Origin of the sequence: Exiguobacterium sp. s132 (assembly GCF_018617235.1) — a bacterium.
Taxonomy (GTDB): domain Bacteria; phylum Bacillota; class Bacilli; order Exiguobacteriales; family Exiguobacteriaceae; genus Exiguobacterium; species Exiguobacterium profundum.
Genome location: NZ_JACSJU010000001.1, coordinates 481,979 through 498,594, shown reverse-complemented (window position 1 = coordinate 498,594; position 16,616 = coordinate 481,979). Strand labels below are relative to the sequence as shown.

General features: G+C 47.2%; 18 protein-coding genes. All 18 read right to left on the bottom strand.

Annotated elements, in window-relative coordinates:
• Positions 1–14: 14 nt before the first annotated feature.
• Complete coding sequence (locus KNO78_RS02550) at positions 15–443, bottom strand: flagellar hook capping FlgD N-terminal domain-containing protein (protein WP_074037242.1); 429 nt, start codon at positions 441–443, stop codon at positions 15–17.
• Entirely contained in the window at positions 415–1,503 is a 1,089-nt protein-coding gene (locus KNO78_RS02545; protein ID WP_214691056.1) for a flagellar hook-length control protein FliK, read from the bottom strand. Before KNO78_RS02545 ends, KNO78_RS02550 begins: the two co-directional genes overlap by 29 nt.
• A 22-nt stretch (positions 1,504–1,525) precedes the next feature.
• Positions 1,526–2,092 carry a MotE family protein gene (locus KNO78_RS02540; protein WP_196430544.1) on the bottom strand — a complete coding sequence of 189 codons (567 nt, stop codon included), beginning with the start codon at positions 2,090–2,092 and terminating at the stop codon, positions 1,526–1,528.
• Between the two features lies 1 nt (position 2,093).
• Positions 2,094–2,528, bottom strand: coding sequence for a flagellar FliJ family protein (locus KNO78_RS02535; RefSeq protein WP_159562090.1), 435 nt, complete (start codon positions 2,526–2,528; stop codon positions 2,094–2,096).
• Positions 2,525–3,844, bottom strand: coding sequence for a flagellar protein export ATPase FliI (gene fliI / locus KNO78_RS02530; RefSeq protein ID WP_159562089.1), 1,320 nt, complete (start codon positions 3,842–3,844; stop codon positions 2,525–2,527). Before fliI ends, KNO78_RS02535 begins: the two co-directional genes overlap by 4 nt.
• A complete protein-coding gene (locus KNO78_RS02525) occupies positions 3,831–4,556 on the bottom strand; it encodes a FliH/SctL family protein (RefSeq protein ID WP_214691057.1) in 726 nt (241 codons plus the stop codon). Before KNO78_RS02525 ends, fliI begins: the two co-directional genes overlap by 14 nt.
• Positions 4,540–5,547 carry a flagellar motor switch protein FliG gene (gene fliG, locus KNO78_RS02520; protein WP_026826250.1) on the bottom strand — a complete coding sequence of 336 codons (1,008 nt, stop codon included), beginning with the start codon at positions 5,545–5,547 and terminating at the stop codon, positions 4,540–4,542. The genes KNO78_RS02525 and fliG overlap by 17 nt, the downstream gene beginning before the upstream one ends.
• 5 nt (positions 5,548–5,552) lie before the next feature.
• A complete protein-coding gene (fliF, locus tag KNO78_RS02515; RefSeq protein ID WP_078146698.1) occupies positions 5,553–7,124 on the bottom strand; it encodes a flagellar basal-body MS-ring/collar protein FliF in 1,572 nt (523 codons plus the stop codon).
• Between the two features lie 22 nt (positions 7,125–7,146).
• Complete coding sequence (gene fliE, locus KNO78_RS02510; protein ID WP_074037250.1) at positions 7,147–7,428, bottom strand: flagellar hook-basal body complex protein FliE; 282 nt, start codon at positions 7,426–7,428, stop codon at positions 7,147–7,149.
• Positions 7,429–7,441: 13 nt separating this feature from the next.
• Positions 7,442–7,870: a flagellar basal body rod protein FlgC gene (gene flgC, locus KNO78_RS02505; protein ID WP_074037252.1), complete on the bottom strand. Its 429-nt coding sequence runs from the start codon at positions 7,868–7,870 to the stop codon at positions 7,442–7,444.
• A gap of 3 nt (positions 7,871–7,873) precedes the next feature.
• Positions 7,874–8,242 (bottom strand): flagellar basal body rod protein FlgB, encoded by a 369-nt coding sequence (flgB, locus tag KNO78_RS02500; protein ID WP_074037939.1) that lies wholly within the window; start codon positions 8,240–8,242, stop codon positions 7,874–7,876.
• Between the two features lie 272 nt (positions 8,243–8,514).
• A complete protein-coding gene (gene codY, locus KNO78_RS02495) occupies positions 8,515–9,294 on the bottom strand; it encodes a GTP-sensing pleiotropic transcriptional regulator CodY (protein WP_074037253.1) in 780 nt (259 codons plus the stop codon).
• A gap of 36 nt (positions 9,295–9,330) precedes the next feature.
• A complete protein-coding gene (gene hslU / locus KNO78_RS02490) occupies positions 9,331–10,701 on the bottom strand; it encodes an ATP-dependent protease ATPase subunit HslU (RefSeq protein ID WP_074037255.1) in 1,371 nt (456 codons plus the stop codon).
• Positions 10,698–11,246 (bottom strand): ATP-dependent protease subunit HslV, encoded by a 549-nt coding sequence (gene hslV / locus KNO78_RS02485; protein WP_078146697.1) that lies wholly within the window; start codon positions 11,244–11,246, stop codon positions 10,698–10,700. Before hslV ends, hslU begins: the two co-directional genes overlap by 4 nt.
• Before the next feature lie 11 nt (positions 11,247–11,257).
• Complete coding sequence (locus KNO78_RS02480) at positions 11,258–12,139, bottom strand: tyrosine-type recombinase/integrase (RefSeq protein ID WP_078146696.1); 882 nt, start codon at positions 12,137–12,139, stop codon at positions 11,258–11,260.
• Positions 12,140–12,323: 184 nt separating this feature from the next.
• Positions 12,324–13,634 carry an FADH(2)-oxidizing methylenetetrahydrofolate--tRNA-(uracil(54)-C(5))-methyltransferase TrmFO gene (gene trmFO, locus KNO78_RS02475; RefSeq protein WP_015881379.1) on the bottom strand — a complete coding sequence of 437 codons (1,311 nt, stop codon included), beginning with the start codon at positions 13,632–13,634 and terminating at the stop codon, positions 12,324–12,326.
• Positions 13,634–15,730, bottom strand: coding sequence for a type I DNA topoisomerase (topA, locus tag KNO78_RS02470; RefSeq protein WP_078146694.1), 2,097 nt, complete (start codon positions 15,728–15,730; stop codon positions 13,634–13,636). The genes trmFO and topA overlap by 1 nt, the downstream gene beginning before the upstream one ends.
• 65 nt (positions 15,731–15,795) lie before the next feature.
• Positions 15,796–16,590: a DNA-processing protein DprA gene (gene dprA, locus KNO78_RS02465; RefSeq protein WP_074037261.1), complete on the bottom strand. Its 795-nt coding sequence runs from the start codon at positions 16,588–16,590 to the stop codon at positions 15,796–15,798.
• Positions 16,591–16,616 lie beyond the last annotated feature (26 nt).

Here is a 16,616-nt window from a genome sequence, read left to right as displayed (position 1 = left end):
CATTCCTCCTATGCTTATTTGATCGATGTGATATCGTACACGCTGACGGATGTTCCGTCTTCAAGATCGGCCATATATCCGGTTAAGTCGTTACGAGAAATGGAAACGACACGACCTGTGCCTTTCGTCGTCTCTTCACTCGTTTCGGTTGTAAAGTTGATTGTTTTCCCAATCATGCTACTGTATTCAGAAATCGAAGACATGTGACGGTCAACGAGAACAGAATCGAGTTGTTTCGAAATCGTTTGCATTTGTTCGAGCGATGAGAACTGTGCCATTTGTGCGATGAATTCTTTATCTTCCATCGGTGACATCGGGTCCTGGTTCGCGATTTGAGCGAGAAGCAACTTCATAAACATGTCTTTATCGTATTGATTTGTCGCTTTTGGGAGCGACTGATCTGGCAATGTATAATCATTCGTCTTCGGTTGGATGCTCGTCATCTTCAGACCCTCCTTTAGGCTGTTCTTGTGGTTGTTCTTGTTCCGGTTGCTCGGAACCATCGGACAAGGCTGATTTTGAATCGAGCGCTTGCTGTGTCAAGTTGACCTCGATCCGAACGTTTTGCGAATGGGGTGTCAACGTTTGTTGCAACTGTTGAACCTGTGACTGGATCAGTTGCTTCGCCTCTTGATTGCTGGCAAACATCTTGACGACAAGTTCTCCATTCTTCCGCTCTAGCTTGACGACGAGTTCCCCTAACTGCTCCGGATACAATCTTACAGTGAAGACTTTTGAACCATCTGCCCCACTTTTGAACGGTGCCTTTTGCAAAGCCGCTTCAATCCGAGCTTGTAAATTTTCAGGAAGGGATCCTTTCGAAGCATACATGACCGTGTCCACGTCAATCTGTGGTCTTGACCAGTTCATCCCTTTCGGCATCCAGTCTACGTTATTTGGCTGTAGCGCAGGTTTTGCGATTTTTACGGTTTCAACATTTGGCAAGACGGGAACTTCTTTCAATGTACCTTCTATTGGTCCTTTATACTGTGTGATGATCCGTTGCATCGTTTGAACCTGTTTGGCAAGTTCTTGGTTTGGAACTTGTTGAGTCAGTGCAATGTTGGTCGTCTGAGTATTTCCCTCTGTTTGCTTCGTAGTATGGACTTTCGGCGTAGTCGTCGTCTGTACAATCGCCGGTAAAACCGAAGACGGGATTTCAGTCTCAGGCGAAGGATTAGACAATTGACCGAGTAAACTTACATATGCATCCATAAACGTCCGATACGCATCTTGTGGCAGTGATTTTAGCCACTTCAATGTATCAGGCTTTTGAAACCATGTTTCGAGTTCCTGTGCCACTTTTTCAAAATCGACTGATCCTTCAGGAAGCACACCTTCTTCAAGTTGAGGAAGTTCTGCCTGCTCCCCTGAGCCTTGCATTGGGGCAAGCATCGCAGAAAGGAGGCTTAAAAATCCACCTGCTCCCTTTGATTCTCCCTCCACTGCTCCAGTACGAGCCATCGATCCTTGAATGGCTTGCGTCAATAAAGCGATATTCAATGTTGGCCCTCCCTTCTTGTGTTCATTGGAGAAGCTGCGTCACAACCGCAGCCTGTTGCGCATTCATTCGTCCTAAGATGTCTGCCTGTTGCTTAGGTGATAGCTCCTTCAACAGTTCAGCAACTTGAGGGCTTTCGAGTTCACCCATAATAGCTGCCGCCTGTTTGGCTGACATTTCTTCATAAACGCTGGCGACATCAGATGAGGTCTCCTCTTCTTTTGACGCTGCCTCTAGTTCCGAGACGAGTCGATCTCGTTCACGAATCAAATCGGTGATTTCTTCTTGTCTAGCCTTTACTTCGTTCGTCAATTCAACATTTTCGTTGCGAAGTTTTTCAATCTCACTGTTCGCTGCTTTTAATCGGTTCGCTGCGTCCGAATCGATTCCCGTCACATTCACCTGCGTCTCCGTTTTTTTTGATTCTTCCGTTTTCTCGTCCTCGTTCACTTCTAATAAGGGAACGGATAAGAGCGGACGGTCCATCGCATAGTTCATGACGACAATCCCACCGACTAAGATGAAGATTGCTGGAATGAGGACCAACGCCACAATCATTTGCTTGCCTCGTTTATTGTTCTCTTTTGCCATGCTACTTCCCTTTCCCATGATGAATCACAGCAAGTTCATCCATCATTTGTTGCTCTGTAAGTTTAGCTACCGTCATCTCTTGCATGCTGACCTTTTCATGAAGCGTCACGTATTTCTTTTCTTCCACCACTTTACCGAGCAATCGTTCTTGCGACGCATGATAGCGATTGCGGGCCTGTTGTACGACGAGCTGTTGCGTTTCGATTTGACGTTTCACTTGCTCTCGCGTCTTTTCTCGATACTGCGACATGAGAAGGTCGATGTTTCCAGATTGTTCGTCTTGGTGTTTGATGAGCGACTCATACATGAGAAGAAGGTCATATAGCTTCTCCATCTCTGTCTCAAGTCTTGCCTTAAATCCTCTGACTTCTATGGCGGCATCTTCTTTTTCATGTTCCGCAATCGGCATGATTCGTTCTAATATGAGTCTATTCATGATTCACCTCGTGCAATATGTGACAAGTGGGTCATCGTCTGTTCGAAAGCAGCATCTTCTTCGATCGATTGTTTCAAAAACGTCAACAAGTATGGATATTTCTCCACAGCGGTATCAATTGAAGGATTGGTGCCTTTTTTATACGCTCCGATATTGATTAAATCTTCTGCGTCAATATAGGTCGCGAGCCAACTGCGGAACGTTTGAGCTGCATCTCTGTGTGAAGGGGAAGCGATTTGGTTCATGACCCGACTGATGGATTTCAGTACATGGATTGCCGGGAATTGCCCACGGTTTGCGAGCGCCCGGTCCATCACAAAGTGTCCGTCTAAAATCCCCCGCACCGCGTCGGCAATCGGTTCATTCATATCATCCCCGTCGACGAGGACCGTATAGAACGCAGTGATTGAACCTGTCGCCGCTGTTCCACTTCGCTCTAATAGTTGAGGTAGCATGGCGAATACGGATGGGGTGTACCCTTTCGATGTTGGGGGTTCGCCCGTCGCAAGACCAATCTCACGCTGTGCCATCGCAAAACGTGTCACCGAGTCCATCATCAAGACCACTTCTTTCCCTTGGTCCCGGAAGTACTCGGCAATCGCGGTCGCCGTGTAAGCTCCCTTCAACCGGACAAGCGGGGGTTGGTCGCTTGTCGCTACAATCACGACGGAACGAGCCATGCCTTCTGGTCCGAGTTCTTTTTCGATGAACTCTTTTACTTCCCGACCCCGTTCTCCAATCAAGGCGATGACGTTAATATCTGCCGAAGATCGTTTGGCAATCATCCCGAGCAAGGTCGACTTCCCTACACCGGAACCAGCAAACAAACCGACCCGTTGTCCTTTCCCTACAGTCAACAGTCCATCAATCATGCGTACACCGGTCGACAGCGCATCTAAAATCCTTGGTCGATTCAAAGGATTCGGAGGTTTACGTTGAACGTCATAACGCTTACCGGTCACAAGACGCTCACCTGAAAGTGGACGTCCCAAACCATCGAGCACTTGACCAATCAACTCTTCCCCTACAGGAACTTGAAGCATTTTTCCCGTTCCCTTTACAAGACACCCTGGCGCAATTTGCGTAGTTTCACCGTATGGCATGAGCAAAACACGCTCTTCATTGAATCCGACAACCTCTGCTTCAACCGTTTCATTCGACGGAAGGACAATCAAACAGCGTTCTCCGACAAATGCACTCGGCCCATTCGACTCAATCATCAATCCGATGACACGGCAAACTCGACCGATTTTTCGTGTGAACTCGCCGTCCGAAGACTGCTTGATTGAGTCAAGAACCTGCTCAATAAGCACCATCCGCTAAAACCTCCTCGATTTTAGCTTGAATCCGTTCGAAACTATACGTTAAATCGACTTCATTCCCACGATGTGGCGACTCGATTCGGACTGCCGTTTCATCCAATGATCCGTCCCCACGATATTTCAAAGGGGGTGTCTCTTCTGTCCGCCACATCGCTTCGAATTGCTGAATCGAGGCAAGACGTGTCGGATGAACAAAGATTGTGATTGCTTCGGCATCGATCCAATGTGACATTTGATCACGGATCATCGTCGCAAAGAGTTCTTCATCTTTCCGAACAAGTTCCGTTGTCACATGTGCACTGACCGAGATTGCCAGCTCAATGAGTTGTTCTTCCGCTTGTCTCCATTTTTCTTCAAATAAGAGTTCAAGTTCGGTCGAAACGGAATTTAATCGTGTGGTGATGTCCTCGAACTCAGCCAATCCGTCCTGTCTACCTTGAAGGAGACCTTCCTGATACCCTTCTGAACGCGCCTCCTCGAACACCTGTTGTTTCAACCGCTCCAACTGTTCGACTTCGGTCAACTGAAACTGTTGAAATGCTTCTTCGTCCTGCTTCAACTTCTCATAGCGCGACTGAATGACATCGTGATGATTGATTCCGTCATTCGGTTCTATAATGGGTGTTTCTAAGCGCTTGGATTCAATCCGGTGCGGAATATTCGATGTTGCACGTTGGCGTTTGATCACATTAGACAACGATGTCATCTCCTCCACCTCGACTGATTACAATCTCACCGACGTCCTCTAGGCGACGAATGATTCCGACGATTCGGCTCTGTGCCTCTTCGACGTCACGCAACCGTACCGGTCCCATGAATTCCATATCTTCTTTGAACGTTTCGACCATACGTTGTGACATGTTTTTGAAGATAATTTGTTTGACTTCCTCCGAAGAGACCTTGAGCGCAAGTAACAAGTCGTCGTTCGCCACTTCGCGAATGATTCGTTGAATCGCACGAGAATCGAGCGTAACGATATCTTCGAAGACGAACATCCGCTTTTTGATTTCTTCTGCAAGTTCCGGGTCTTCGATTTCGAGCGCATCGAGAATGGTACGTTCGGTCGTCCGGTCTACACCGTTCAAGACTTCGACGACTGCTTCGATTCCACCAGATTGAGCATAATCTTGCATATCCGTCTGCGACAAGTTTTTCTCAAGGATTTGTTCCACTTCATGGATGACGTCTGGATTGAGTCGATCCATCGTCGCAATCCGTTTTGCGACTTCCGATTGAATCTCAGGTGGAAGTTCCGAGAGGATTTGCCCTGATTTGACGGGTTCTAAATGCGCTAAGATTAACGCAATCGTCTGTGGGTGCTCGTTTTGGATAAAGTTCAATAACTGTTTCGGGTCTGCTTTTCGTGCAAACTCGAACGGTCTGACCTGTAAGGTGGAAGTCAGACGATGAATCAATGCCATCGCCTTGTCTTCACCAACTGCTTTTTCAAGGACAGTTTTCGCAAACCCGATTCCACCCTGAGTGATATAACTTTGTGCCATGGCGAGTTCATGGAACTCACCGAGAATACTATCCTTTTCTTCCGGGGACACTTTTTTTAACGCTGAAATTTGAAGCGTCAGTTGTTCCATCTCTTCTTCTGAAAGATGTTTGTAGACGTTCGCTGCCACTTCAGGTCCCAGGGAAATCATGAGCATCGCTGCTTTTTCGCGATTCGATTGTTTTGCATAGTTCACGTTACTCACTCCTCAGACATCCAAGTACGAAGCAGTTTAGCAAACTCTTCTGGATTACTTTCAGCTAATTTTTCTAACTGTTTCTTCTTCACTGCACCTTCGCCTCGCTCTTCGAGGTCTAGGTCAGGTACTTCATCTTCATATGGAACTTCCCATTCGTTCGTCTCTTCCACAACCTCTTGCTTCCGTCTACGCATCGCGAAGAAGATCAAGGCAAGAATTACGACTGCACCCGCCGCTGCCGCATACATCCACCAAGGTGTCGGTTGCTCTGTTGCTGCAACCTCTTCCACTTCAGCGAACGGTCTCGACACGACGACAACTTTCTGTTCGAGTTCAGCATCCGTGATGGCTTCATCCGTCTTCGCTAACGACGTCCGAATAATGGAATACATCATCGTCTCGAGGTCGCCTTCTAACTGCGGATCGATACTTGTTGCGCCATCTGGTGGTTCAACGATGAGTTGGACTCCGAGGTCACGAATCGTATATGGTGCGTTTTGAATCTGCTTCGTGATGCGGTTGACCTCGTAATTGATGATTTCATGATTCTTTTCACTTTCTTCTGTGCCATCGCCAGTCGCTGCCGGGAAGTTGATTGTGTCGTTCTCACCAGTTCCCGTCGCTTCTGTCGCCGTACCTGTTCCGCCAGTGTATGCTTCAGCAATCCGCTCGGCAGACGTGACGATGCCTTCCATGTTTTCTTCATCGACCGGCGTGACAAGATTCTGTTCTTCAGCCGTTTGTGTCGTGTCGATGTCTGCTGTGACGGAAACGAGTACGCTCCGTTCGCCGAGTAGAACCGAGAGCATCTGTTGGATTTGTTGACGTACGTCTTTTTCGACTTGTCGCTTCAACGCCAATGGATCTGACGAGGAACCTCCAGCAACAACAGTCTGGTCGAGATCATAATACGTGAAGTATTGGTCCATAATTGAAATGTTTTCCGGTTTCAAGTTCGGGACACTCTTACTAATCAAATGATAGAGACCTTTTACTGTGTTTGGTTCTAAATTCGTCCCCGCTCCGATGTTCAAGACGATGGACGCGGTAGGCTCACCTTGATCTTCTGCCAAGAAGACAGACTTCTCAGGAAGTGAGATGATTACTTTCGCTTGATTGATTCCTTCAATCTGTGTGATGAGTCGCTCTAGCTCCGTCTGCATCGCACTACGTTCGATGACAGCCATCTCACGGTCTGTCGTTCCGAACCCTGCGTTTTCGCTGAAGAAACTATAATCAATCGAGCCGGACTTTGGAATCCCGGCAGCAGCCAAACTCACTTTCAACTGATCGACCATTTCAGTCGGCACATACACGCTCACACCGTTCGAAGTCGCCTTGATTTCCGACTGTACCCCGTCTGCTGTCAACTTCTCTGTCACTTCGCCCGCTTCTTGAGCAGACAAGTTTGTATAGAGAGGTGCCATGTTTGGCCTTGAAAGGAAGAATGTGAGTACGAGGGCCGCGATTAGTATGACCGCGATCGAGATGCCCCATACGAGTTTACGTTTCGCTGGCATCGCCTTTAATGCACCGGTCATGGATTTGAATCGTTCTTTTAATTGTTCATTCATCGCAACTTGTCATCCTCTACAATTAAACTTGCATTCGCATCATTTCTTGATAGGCCTCAACAGCCTTGTTCCTCACCTCGATGGCAAGTTGCATCGCAATCGACGACTCTTCACTTTGAATCATCACCTGATGAAGGTCAGCTTTCCCGACCGCCAAATCTTTACGGGCTTGACTAGTCGCTTGTTGTGTCTCATTCAATGCGTTCATCGCTTCATTCAAGTATGACCCAAATTGAGATGGGTTCGTTTTATTCAGTGATGGCGTGAGTTCTGGGCTCATCAATTGAATTGGATTAATTTGCATCCGTTAACACTCCTTATCCTTTACCAATCTCCATCGCTTTTACGAGCATCGCCTTCGAGGCGTTCATCGCTGCAATGTTTGCTTCGTACGAACGAGTCGCACCCATCAAATCGACCATTTCTTTCAAGAGATCGACGTTCGGCATTTGTACGTACCCTCGCTCATCCGCATCGGGATGATTCGGGTTATAAGCCAATTTATACGGTGCATCGTCTTCGATGATTTGAGATACCTGCACCCCTCCATTAACGGCATCCATTTGCTTCCGGAATGGCGCTTCTTGCAACACGGTCATCTTTCGTGTGTATGGTTGCCACTCTCCGTCCACGAGTCTCCCGCGAGTCGTCTGAGCGTTGGCGATGTTCGCCGACACGGTATCCATTCGTAGCCGTTGTGACGTCAACGCTGAAGCTGAAATATGAAAACTATCAAACATTCCCATTGATTAACGACCTCCCCGAATAACAGATTTTAATCCCCCGAGCCTACGATTCAATTGCTCCATCATCGCCTCATACTGGAGTTGGTTTCGTGCCAGCTCACTCATTTCATAATCCAAGTCGACGTTGTTGCCATCACTCCTCATGGCGCCACCAGCTCGATCGATGACCTTCGACTGGGTCGAGTCACTCGGACGACCACCTTGCAGCTTGAGTCGCATCTCACTCTGAAGCGTCTGCTCAAACACAGCCTGTTTGGCTTTGAAATTCGGCGTATCAATGTTTGAAAGGTTATGACTGATGACCTTTTGGTTAAGGACTGAATGGTTGATGGCTTGCTTTAGTAATTGATAGTCACTACCAATCCAATTCACGGCGTTCACTCACTTTCATATAATGACTACTAAATATACCTCATTTGGAAAATCTACTATTTCATTGAAACAAATCTGTAACAGTTCTGAAAGATATTTTTTAAAACATAGGTAAATGGCTTAATATCTTTTTGTCGAAATCACGTCAAAAGGTGAAAATAATTACTTTTGTACTAAAAAAAACCGCCTCCTTATCAAGGAAAGCGGTTTTTTAGGAATAAAGTCCCTTTTAAAAGTGTTTTCAATGGAAATTACACATCGAAAGTTGTATTTCAGTTTGATTTCAGTTTTTGCAATTCAAACAAGAAGTTGTCATTTAATATCTTGATATACGTTCCTTTCATTCCTAAAGAACGTGATTCAATGACCCCTGCACTTTCTAATTTCCGAAGTGCGTTGACGATGACCGAACGCGTGATTCCCACTCTGTCGGCAATTTTGGAAGCAACTAGCAATCCTTCGTTTCCACCAAGCTCTTCGAAGATATGTTCGATTGCCTCAAGCTCTGAATACGATAACGAGTTAATCGCCATCTGGACGACTGCTTTCTTACGTGCCGACGTTTCTGCTTCCGCAGCCTTCTCACGAAGGATCTCCATTCCAACTACAGTTGCAGAGTACTCCGCGAGAACGAGGTCATCTTCTGTGAATTCATTCGCCAATCGACCGAGTACGAGCGTACCTAAACGTTCTCCTCCACCGATGATTGGAACAATCGTCGTCATGGAGTTGAGGAATAGATCGTGGTTCTCGACTGGGAACGCTGTATATTCACTATCGATATCGATGTTCGCTGTCGTTTCTTTGACATTGAACAAGTTCGAAGCATATGGCTCCGGGAACTGTCGATCGACTAAGAATGCTTTCATCCGGTCATTCTCAATCTGTTGTTTGATTGCAAAACCGAGAAGTCGTCCCCGACGACTCACGATAAACGTGTTGGACTCAAGGACTTCACGCATTTTGTCCGCCATTTCTTTAAAGTCAACGTGCGCACTTGCCTCTTGTTGAAGCATTGTGTTTAATTGGCGTGTTTTTTCTAGTAAGTTCATATTCTCTATTTCCTCCCTGTATGTGCATACAGAATCTTATAATATATATTGGCTCAAATCACGATCGTCGGCGATGGAACCGACTTTTGCTTGTACGTAAGCTGGTGTGATTTCTACGGTTGTTTGTGGCATATCTGCCGCTTCAAATGATAAATCTTCTAAAACGCGCTCCATTATAGTATAGAGGCGACGTGCACCGATGTCATCGGTCTCACGATTGACATGTGTCGCAATTTTCGCAATTTCTTCAATGGCCTCATGCGTGAAACGGACCGTGATTTCTTCAGATTCTAACAAGGCCGTATATTGTTTAATGAGTGCCTGTGACGGTTCCGTCAAAATCTTGACGAAGTCTTCTTCCGTCAAGCTGCTCAATTCAACACGAATTGGGAAGCGTCCTTGTAGCTCTGGAATCAGGTCAGACGGCTTAGCCATATGGAATGCACCGGCCGCGATGAAAAGAACATGATCCGTTTTAACCGGTCCATACTTCGTGACGACCGTAGATCCTTCTACAATCGGAAGAATGTCACGCTGCACCCCTTCACGGGATACTCCGGCGTGATCTTGTGATTTTGTGGCGATCTTATCGATTTCATCCACGAAGATGATACCCATCTGTTCACTGCGCCGCACGGCTTCATCGTGGACTTCGTTCAAGTCCAGCAAGTTCTCTGCTTCTTCAGCAATGAGAAGCGGTCTTGCTTCACGAACCGTCAGCTTACGTTGTTTCCGTTTCTTTGGAACGATTTGACCGAGCATATCCTGAAGATTCGACAAACCTTCCATCCCTTGACCCTGAAACAAATCCATCGTCTGCTTTTCTTCTAATTCCACTTCAATCACGCGTTCTTCGAGTTCACCGAGTTCGAGCAAGCGTCGAAGTTGCGAACGGTCATTATTGGATGTGTCCGACGTGGTTTCTGGCTGTTGTGTCTGTCCGCCGAACAACGCTTCGAACGGATTCGATGCAGTAGGTGTCGCTTTTGCTTTTCCTTGTAGCGCATCTAAAAGGCGTTCCGTCGCCGCACGTTCCGCTGGCTCCTTCACATCTTCTTTTTTCTCTTCTTTGACAAGACGAACCGATGCCTCAACGAGATCACGTACCATCGATTCAACGTCACGACCGACGTAACCAACTTCCGTAAATTTCGTTGCTTCTACCTTCACAAACGGTGCACCGACAAGCTTAGCTAACCGTCGAGCAATTTCGGTCTTTCCGACCCCGGTCGGTCCGATCATCAAAATATTTTTTGGTGTAACCTCATCGCGAAGGTCTGCACTTAACTTTTGACGTCGATAGCGATTTCGTAGAGCAATCGAAACTGCTCGCTTGGCATCCTTTTGTCCGATTACAAAACGGTCTAACTCCGTTACGATTTGTCTAGGTGTCAACTCTCGGTTCATTCAGCAGCGCCTCCAATCGTTTCTACAATGACTTGATCATTTGTATACACGCAAAGCTCACCAGCGATTTCAAGAGCGGCACGCGCGATTTCTTCAGCAGACTTTTCAGCAGAATGGCGTACGAGTGCGCGACCTGCCGCTAAGGCATAGTTCCCACCGGATCCGATTGCAAGAATTCCATCGTCCGGCTCAATCACTTCTCCATTCCCAGAGACGAGCAAAAGATGATCGGCATCCATCACAATCAATAGTGCCTCGAGTTGACGCAACATCTTATCCCCACGCCATTCTTTCGCAAGTTCTACCGCTGCTCGCGGCAAGTTACCGTTATACATTTCAAGTTTCGATTCAAACTTTTCAAACAATGTGAAAGCATCGGCTACGCTACCTGCAAAACCGGCAACGACTTTCCCGCCATAAAGGCGTCTGACTTTCTTCGCCTTGTTTTTCATGATGACGGCATTCCCGAATGTGACTTGGCCATCTCCACTCATCGCACATTGGCCATTGTGTCGAACTGCAAAAATCGTTGTTGCATGAAACATATCGTAACCTCCTACTTTCTTGGATGTGTCGCTTGATAAATCGACCGAAGTCGTTCGGTCGATACATGGGTATACCGCCCGGTCGTCGACAAGGACTCATGCCCAAGCAACTCTTGGACGGCACGCAAGTCCGCTCCCCGTTCTAACAAGTCCGTCGCAAAGCTGTGTCGCAACGAGTGCGGGGTAAGTGGTTTATGTACCCCACTGTCTTTTCTCAAACGTTTCATGACATAGCGGATTTGGTCTGTTGTCATCCGATTCCCTTTTTGACTCAAAAATAATGCGGTTTCTGTCGGGAGCCCGACACCTTTGCGTAATTCGATATAACGCTGCAAAGCATGTACGGCATATTGTCCGATCGGGACATATCGTTCTTTCTTCCCTTTTCCCATCACATGGACAAAGGATAAAACCTCATCGAACGAGGAAAGGTTCATCCCACACAGTTCTGCGACGCGGATTCCCGTCCCATAGAGCACTTCTACGATGGCGACGTCCCTCGCCTGTAAAAAAGGATCTTCCTGCCTCGAGGCAGCCTCCAACAGTTGCTCGACTTCCGTCGGGACGGCAAAGGTCGGCAAGGACTGTCTCTTTTTCGGTGAGGTCAGGTCGTGGAACAACGGTTCTCCACCTTGTTCTCTTGCCATAAACTTCCCGAATTGCTTGAAACAAGATACTTTTTGGGACACCGTAGACGCGGCCAATTGTTTCTCATAAAGGACATATAAATAACGCCGCGCCGTCTGAGCATCGTAGGGATCTTGATGCGTCGATTGGCAATATGCGGCGTACTGGTCGAGCGTTTGCTCGTAAGAGCGTTTCGTATGAGGAGACAGTCGACGTTCAATTTGGCAGTAGCGTAAAAAGGATTGTCGATCCTCTAAAAATCCCATTTTATCGCCTCCTCGATGACTCGTAAAAACGCATGTTCTCGTCAAATCGAAATTAGCATAGCATACAGAATGTAAGGTGACAATAGATAGCCGTTCAATAATCTGAAAATTTTCAAAGTATGAAACAAAATACACAATTGAAATTTTACTTCAAAACAAAAGAGCCAAAAAATGGCTCTCCTGTTCAAAGATCTTTATACTGTTGTATCGTTTCTAACGCACGGTTCGCGTAACGCTCGTACCGTTCTTGTTTCTTCATCTTTTTCGGAGCGTCTTCTAGTGATGGCACCAATCCGAAGTTTGCATTCATCGGTTGGAAGTGCTTCCCGTCGGCTGTCGTGATATAATGCGCCATCGAACCAAGCATCGTCTCACGCGGGAGAACGACGAGTTCTTCACCTGCGATCATCTTCGCCGCATTGATCCCAGCTAGAAGCCCGGACGCTGCCGACTCCACATATCCTTCTACCCCTGTCATCTGACCGGCGAAGAAGAGCGTGTCACGTGTACGCGCCTGATACGTCGGCTTGAGTAAGCTCGGTGAGTTGATGAACGTGTTACGGTGCATGACACCGTAACGGACGATGTCCGCATTCTCGAGTCCCGGGATGAGACGGATGATGCGCTTCTGTTCGCCCCACTTCAAATGTGTTTGGAAGCCTACCAAGTTATACAGTGTGCCCGCCGAGTTGTCTTGACGAAGCTGAACGACGGCATATGGACGTTTTCCTGTCTTCGGGTCTTCTAATCCGACCGGCTTCATCGGTCCGAAAAGAAGCGTCTTTTTCCCACGCTCGGCCATGACTTCAAACGGCATGCATCCTTCAAAGTAAATCTCTTTTTCAAACTCTTTTAGCGGAACGACTTCTGCCTTGATCAGCTCTTCGTAAAACACGTCAAACTCTTCTTCTGTCATCGGACAGTTCAAGTAAGCGGCTTCACCTTTGTCGTAACGCGACTTCAAATAGACTTTATCCCGATCAATCGTATCACCATCTAGAATTGGTGCTGCCGCGTCATAGAAGTAGAGATAATCTTCTCCTGTGAACGCCTTGAGTGATGCAGAGAGGTCAGGGGAGGTCAAAGGGCCAGTCGCCACGATGACGATCCCTTCAGGAATCTCTTTGAGCTCTTCGTTGTGCACTGTGACATTCTCGTGGTTCTTTAGCTTCTCGGTGATGAATCCGGCAAACTCATGACGATCGACGGCAAGGGCACCCCCAGCAGGTACACTTGCCGTGTCCGCCGCCTTTAAGATGAGCGAGTCAAGCGTACGCATTTCTTCTTTCAAGACACCTACGGCATTTTGAAGACCGTTCGCACGTAGCGAGTTCGAACAGACGAGTTCTGCAAATTGATCCGTGTGGTGCGCCGGTGTTTGACGAACCGGTCTCATTTCATACAAATCTACTTGAATACCGCGCTTAGCGAGTTGCCAAGCCGCTTCGGAGCCGGCCAATCCAGCTCCGATTACAGTTACACGTTGTTGCAACATTAATCCTCCTCTTGCTGATGTACCTCGGTGTGGGTACAGTTCGTACATTGATATTTCACGCCGTCTTTAATTTTTTTCTCGACCATCAAACTGTCGCATACTGGACACGGTTTCGCAACCGGTTTATCCCATGAGACGAATTCACATTCCGGATAGTTCGAGCAACCATAGAAGAGACGACCTTTTTTACTACGACGTTCTACGATTTGTCCATCCTTACAGTTCGGACACGGGACACCGATTTCGACTTGTACCGGTTTCGTGTTCGTACAGTTCGGGAAGTTCGAGCACGCCATGAACTTGCCGTAGCGTCCCATCTTGATGACCATTGGTGACCCACAGACTTCACAATCGATTCCGGCAGGTTCATCTTTCACTTCGATTTTCTCGATTTCTTCTTCAGCACGCTTCAATCGTTTCTCGAAAGAACGATAAATCGGAGCGACGACTTCCGTCCACTCGACTTCCTTATGCTCGATCGAATCAAGAAGGGTCTCCATGTCGGCCGTGAACTGGACCGTGATGAAGTCGTTGAAATACTCATCAATCATCTCGATGACGAGTTCTCCAAGTTCAGTCGGTAAAAACTTTTTCTCTTCGAGAACGACATAACCGCGTCGTTGGATCGTGTCGAGTGTCGGCGCGTACGTCGACGGACGACCAATCCCGAGTTCTTCCATCGCTCGAACGAGTCGCGCCTCTGTATAACGAGGTGGCGGTTGTGTGAAGTGTTGTTTCGGCTCAATCGTTTCAAACGTCACGGTATCATCCACTTCGAGAGGTGGCAATAATCCTTCCTTCTCTTGGTTCGTGTCCTCAATGTCATCGTCTTTCGACTCGATATACACTTTCATGAAACCAGGGAATTTGACTGTCGACCCGTTCGCACGGAAAATCATCCCGTTCGACTCGACGTCGATTTTGACCGTATCAAGAACAGCTGGCGCCATTTGGCTCGCAATCAATCGTTCCCAAATCAACTTATACAGTCGCAACTGGTCACGTGACAGATATGGCTTCAAGGAAGCTGGGTCGCGCAATGCTGAAGTCGGACGAATCGCTTCGTGCGCGTCTTGGGCATTCGCTGATTTCTTTTCTTTTTGTTTCTGTGAGGCGACATACTCTTCACCGAATGTCGATTCGATATATTCCTTCGCCTCCGTCTTCGCCAAATCAGAGATACGTGTCGAGTCGGTACGCATATACGTAATCAAACCGACTGTACCCTCTTTTTTACCGAGATCGATTCCTTCATATAATTGCTGCGCGAGCATCATTGTCTTCTTCGCACGGAAATTCAATTTACGGGCAGCATCCTGCTGCAATGAACTTGTAGTGAACGGTAGCGAAGCGTTCCGCTTCCGTTCTTTCTTCGTTACATCAATGACTTTAAACGTATCATCGATGGTATCAAGGACAGATTGCGCGTCTTCTTCAGACTTCAATTCCATCTTCTTCCCATCTTTTCCGTAAAATGAAGTCTCGAACGTTTCCCCATCATGATTTAAATCAAGTTTAATCGTCCAATACTCTTCCGGGTCGAACGCGTTAATTTCGCGCTCACGGTCGATAATCATCTTCACGGCTACCGATTGAACTCGCCCTGCAGACAATCCTTTTTTGACTTTCTTCCATAATAATGGGCTCATCCCGTATCCGACAAGACGATCTAAAATACGTCGGGCTTGTTGTGCATCGACGAGATCGTGATTGATCTTACGTGGATGTTTAAACGATTCTTTAATCGCATCTTTCGTGATTTCGTTAAAAACGACACGACATTCTGTCGTTTCATCGACACCGAGTGCGCGTGCTAAATGCCAAGCAATCGCTTCCCCTTCTCTATCGGGGTCGGCCGCGAGAAAGATTTTTGTCGCTTTTTTCGCTGCTGTCTTCAATTCTTTCAATACCGGTCCTTTACCACGGATGGTAATATACTTCGGTTCAAAGTCGTGTTCGACGTCTACACCGAGTTGACTTTTAGGCAAGTCAATCACGTGCCCCATCGAAGCTTTGACCATATAATTCGGACCTAAATAACGTTTAATTGTTTTTGCTTTCGCAGGTGATTCGACGATCACCAGATATTTTGCCATACATCTGCTCCCCTTTTAGAGGTCATTTAAATCCCTACCATAATATTCATGTTCTCACTGGTTTGTCAACGTACAATCTTGAGATCTCGAATAATTTGATCGGAATTCGTCAATGGAATCGCACCTTCTTCAATCAACCGGTTCGGTCCCTCCGCGAGTGGATCAAGGGGTGAACCTGGCACCGCAAATACCGTTTTCCCTTGCTCTAGAGCATGTCCGACCGTATTCATCGTCCCACTCTTTCGTCTCGCCTGTATAACGACCAACGCATCGCCAAGACCACTGACCAAACGATTTCTTTCCAAAAATTGAAATTTTTGAATCGGCGTGTTTGGTACATATTCACTAAGTAAGACTCCCTCTTGTGGAATCTGTAAAAGCATGTCTCGGTTCGCCTCCGGATAGAGCCGGTTCAGTCCAGCTCCCAGTACCGCCACGGTCGGTCGACGAGCGCGAAGGGCATGGGCGTGGACGAGCCCGTCGATTCCGAGGGCGCCACCTGAAACAGATACAGTTTCTTCTATTAAAGAGTGATAGTGATTCACGAGCGATTGACTGATACGATTCAACTCACGACTTCCGACCATCGCAGTCGTTCTTTCTTGTAGTACCTCTAAATCTCCATGATAAAACAAGCAATATGGTGGGTTGGGGATGTCGAGTAACCGTTTCGGAAACAAGTCGTCTTCCCATGTGACGAAATGTTTATACGACTCCGATGCGTGCCAGGCTCGTTCAGCCCGTCTCCAGACATGTTCAGAAAATTGTGTGCGATGTGCTCCGAGTGTCCCGTTTAAATAATGATGCACAAACTCAACTGGCATTCGTGCTGCAGCAAACCGAGCTATTGTTTGATTCATCACAAACTCTCCTTTAAAAAAATGAG

What these genes read in the sequence shown, in the direction of transcription:
- KNO78_RS02525 (WP_214691057.1), bottom strand. Translation starts at nt 4,556, where the DNA reads ATGACATCGTTGTCTAATGTGATCAAACGCCAACGTGCAACATCGAAT.
- hslV (WP_078146697.1), bottom strand. Translation starts at nt 11,246, where the DNA reads ATGTTTCATGCAACAACGATTTTTGCAGTTCGACACAATGGCCAATGT.
- fliE (WP_074037250.1), bottom strand. Translation starts at nt 7,428, where the DNA reads ATGCAAATTAATCCAATTCAATTGATGAGCCCAGAACTCACGCCATCA.
- flgC (WP_074037252.1), bottom strand. Translation starts at nt 7,870, where the DNA reads ATGGGAATGTTTGATAGTTTTCATATTTCAGCTTCAGCGTTGACGTCA.
- hslU (WP_074037255.1), bottom strand. Translation starts at nt 10,701, where the DNA reads ATGAACCGAGAGTTGACACCTAGACAAATCGTAACGGAGTTAGACCGT.
- KNO78_RS02540 (WP_196430544.1), bottom strand. Translation starts at nt 2,092, where the DNA reads ATGGCAAAAGAGAACAATAAACGAGGCAAGCAAATGATTGTGGCGTTG.
- KNO78_RS02480 (WP_078146696.1), bottom strand. Translation starts at nt 12,139, where the DNA reads ATGGGATTTTTAGAGGATCGACAATCCTTTTTACGCTACTGCCAAATT.
- fliF (WP_078146698.1), bottom strand. Translation starts at nt 7,124, where the DNA reads ATGAATGAACAATTAAAAGAACGATTCAAATCCATGACCGGTGCATTA.
- KNO78_RS02535 (WP_159562090.1), bottom strand. Translation starts at nt 2,528, where the DNA reads ATGAATAGACTCATATTAGAACGAATCATGCCGATTGCGGAACATGAA.
- trmFO (WP_015881379.1), bottom strand. Translation starts at nt 13,634, where the DNA reads ATGTTGCAACAACGTGTAACTGTAATCGGAGCTGGATTGGCCGGCTCC.
- dprA (WP_074037261.1), bottom strand. Translation starts at nt 16,590, where the DNA reads ATGAATCAAACAATAGCTCGGTTTGCTGCAGCACGAATGCCAGTTGAG.
- codY (WP_074037253.1), bottom strand. Translation starts at nt 9,294, where the DNA reads ATGAACTTACTAGAAAAAACACGCCAATTAAACACAATGCTTCAACAA.
- fliI (WP_159562089.1), bottom strand. Translation starts at nt 3,844, where the DNA reads ATGGTGCTTATTGAGCAGGTTCTTGACTCAATCAAGCAGTCTTCGGAC.
- KNO78_RS02550 (WP_074037242.1), bottom strand. Translation starts at nt 443, where the DNA reads ATGACGAGCATCCAACCGAAGACGAATGATTATACATTGCCAGATCAG.
- topA (WP_078146694.1), bottom strand. Translation starts at nt 15,730, where the DNA reads ATGGCAAAATATCTGGTGATCGTCGAATCACCTGCGAAAGCAAAAACA.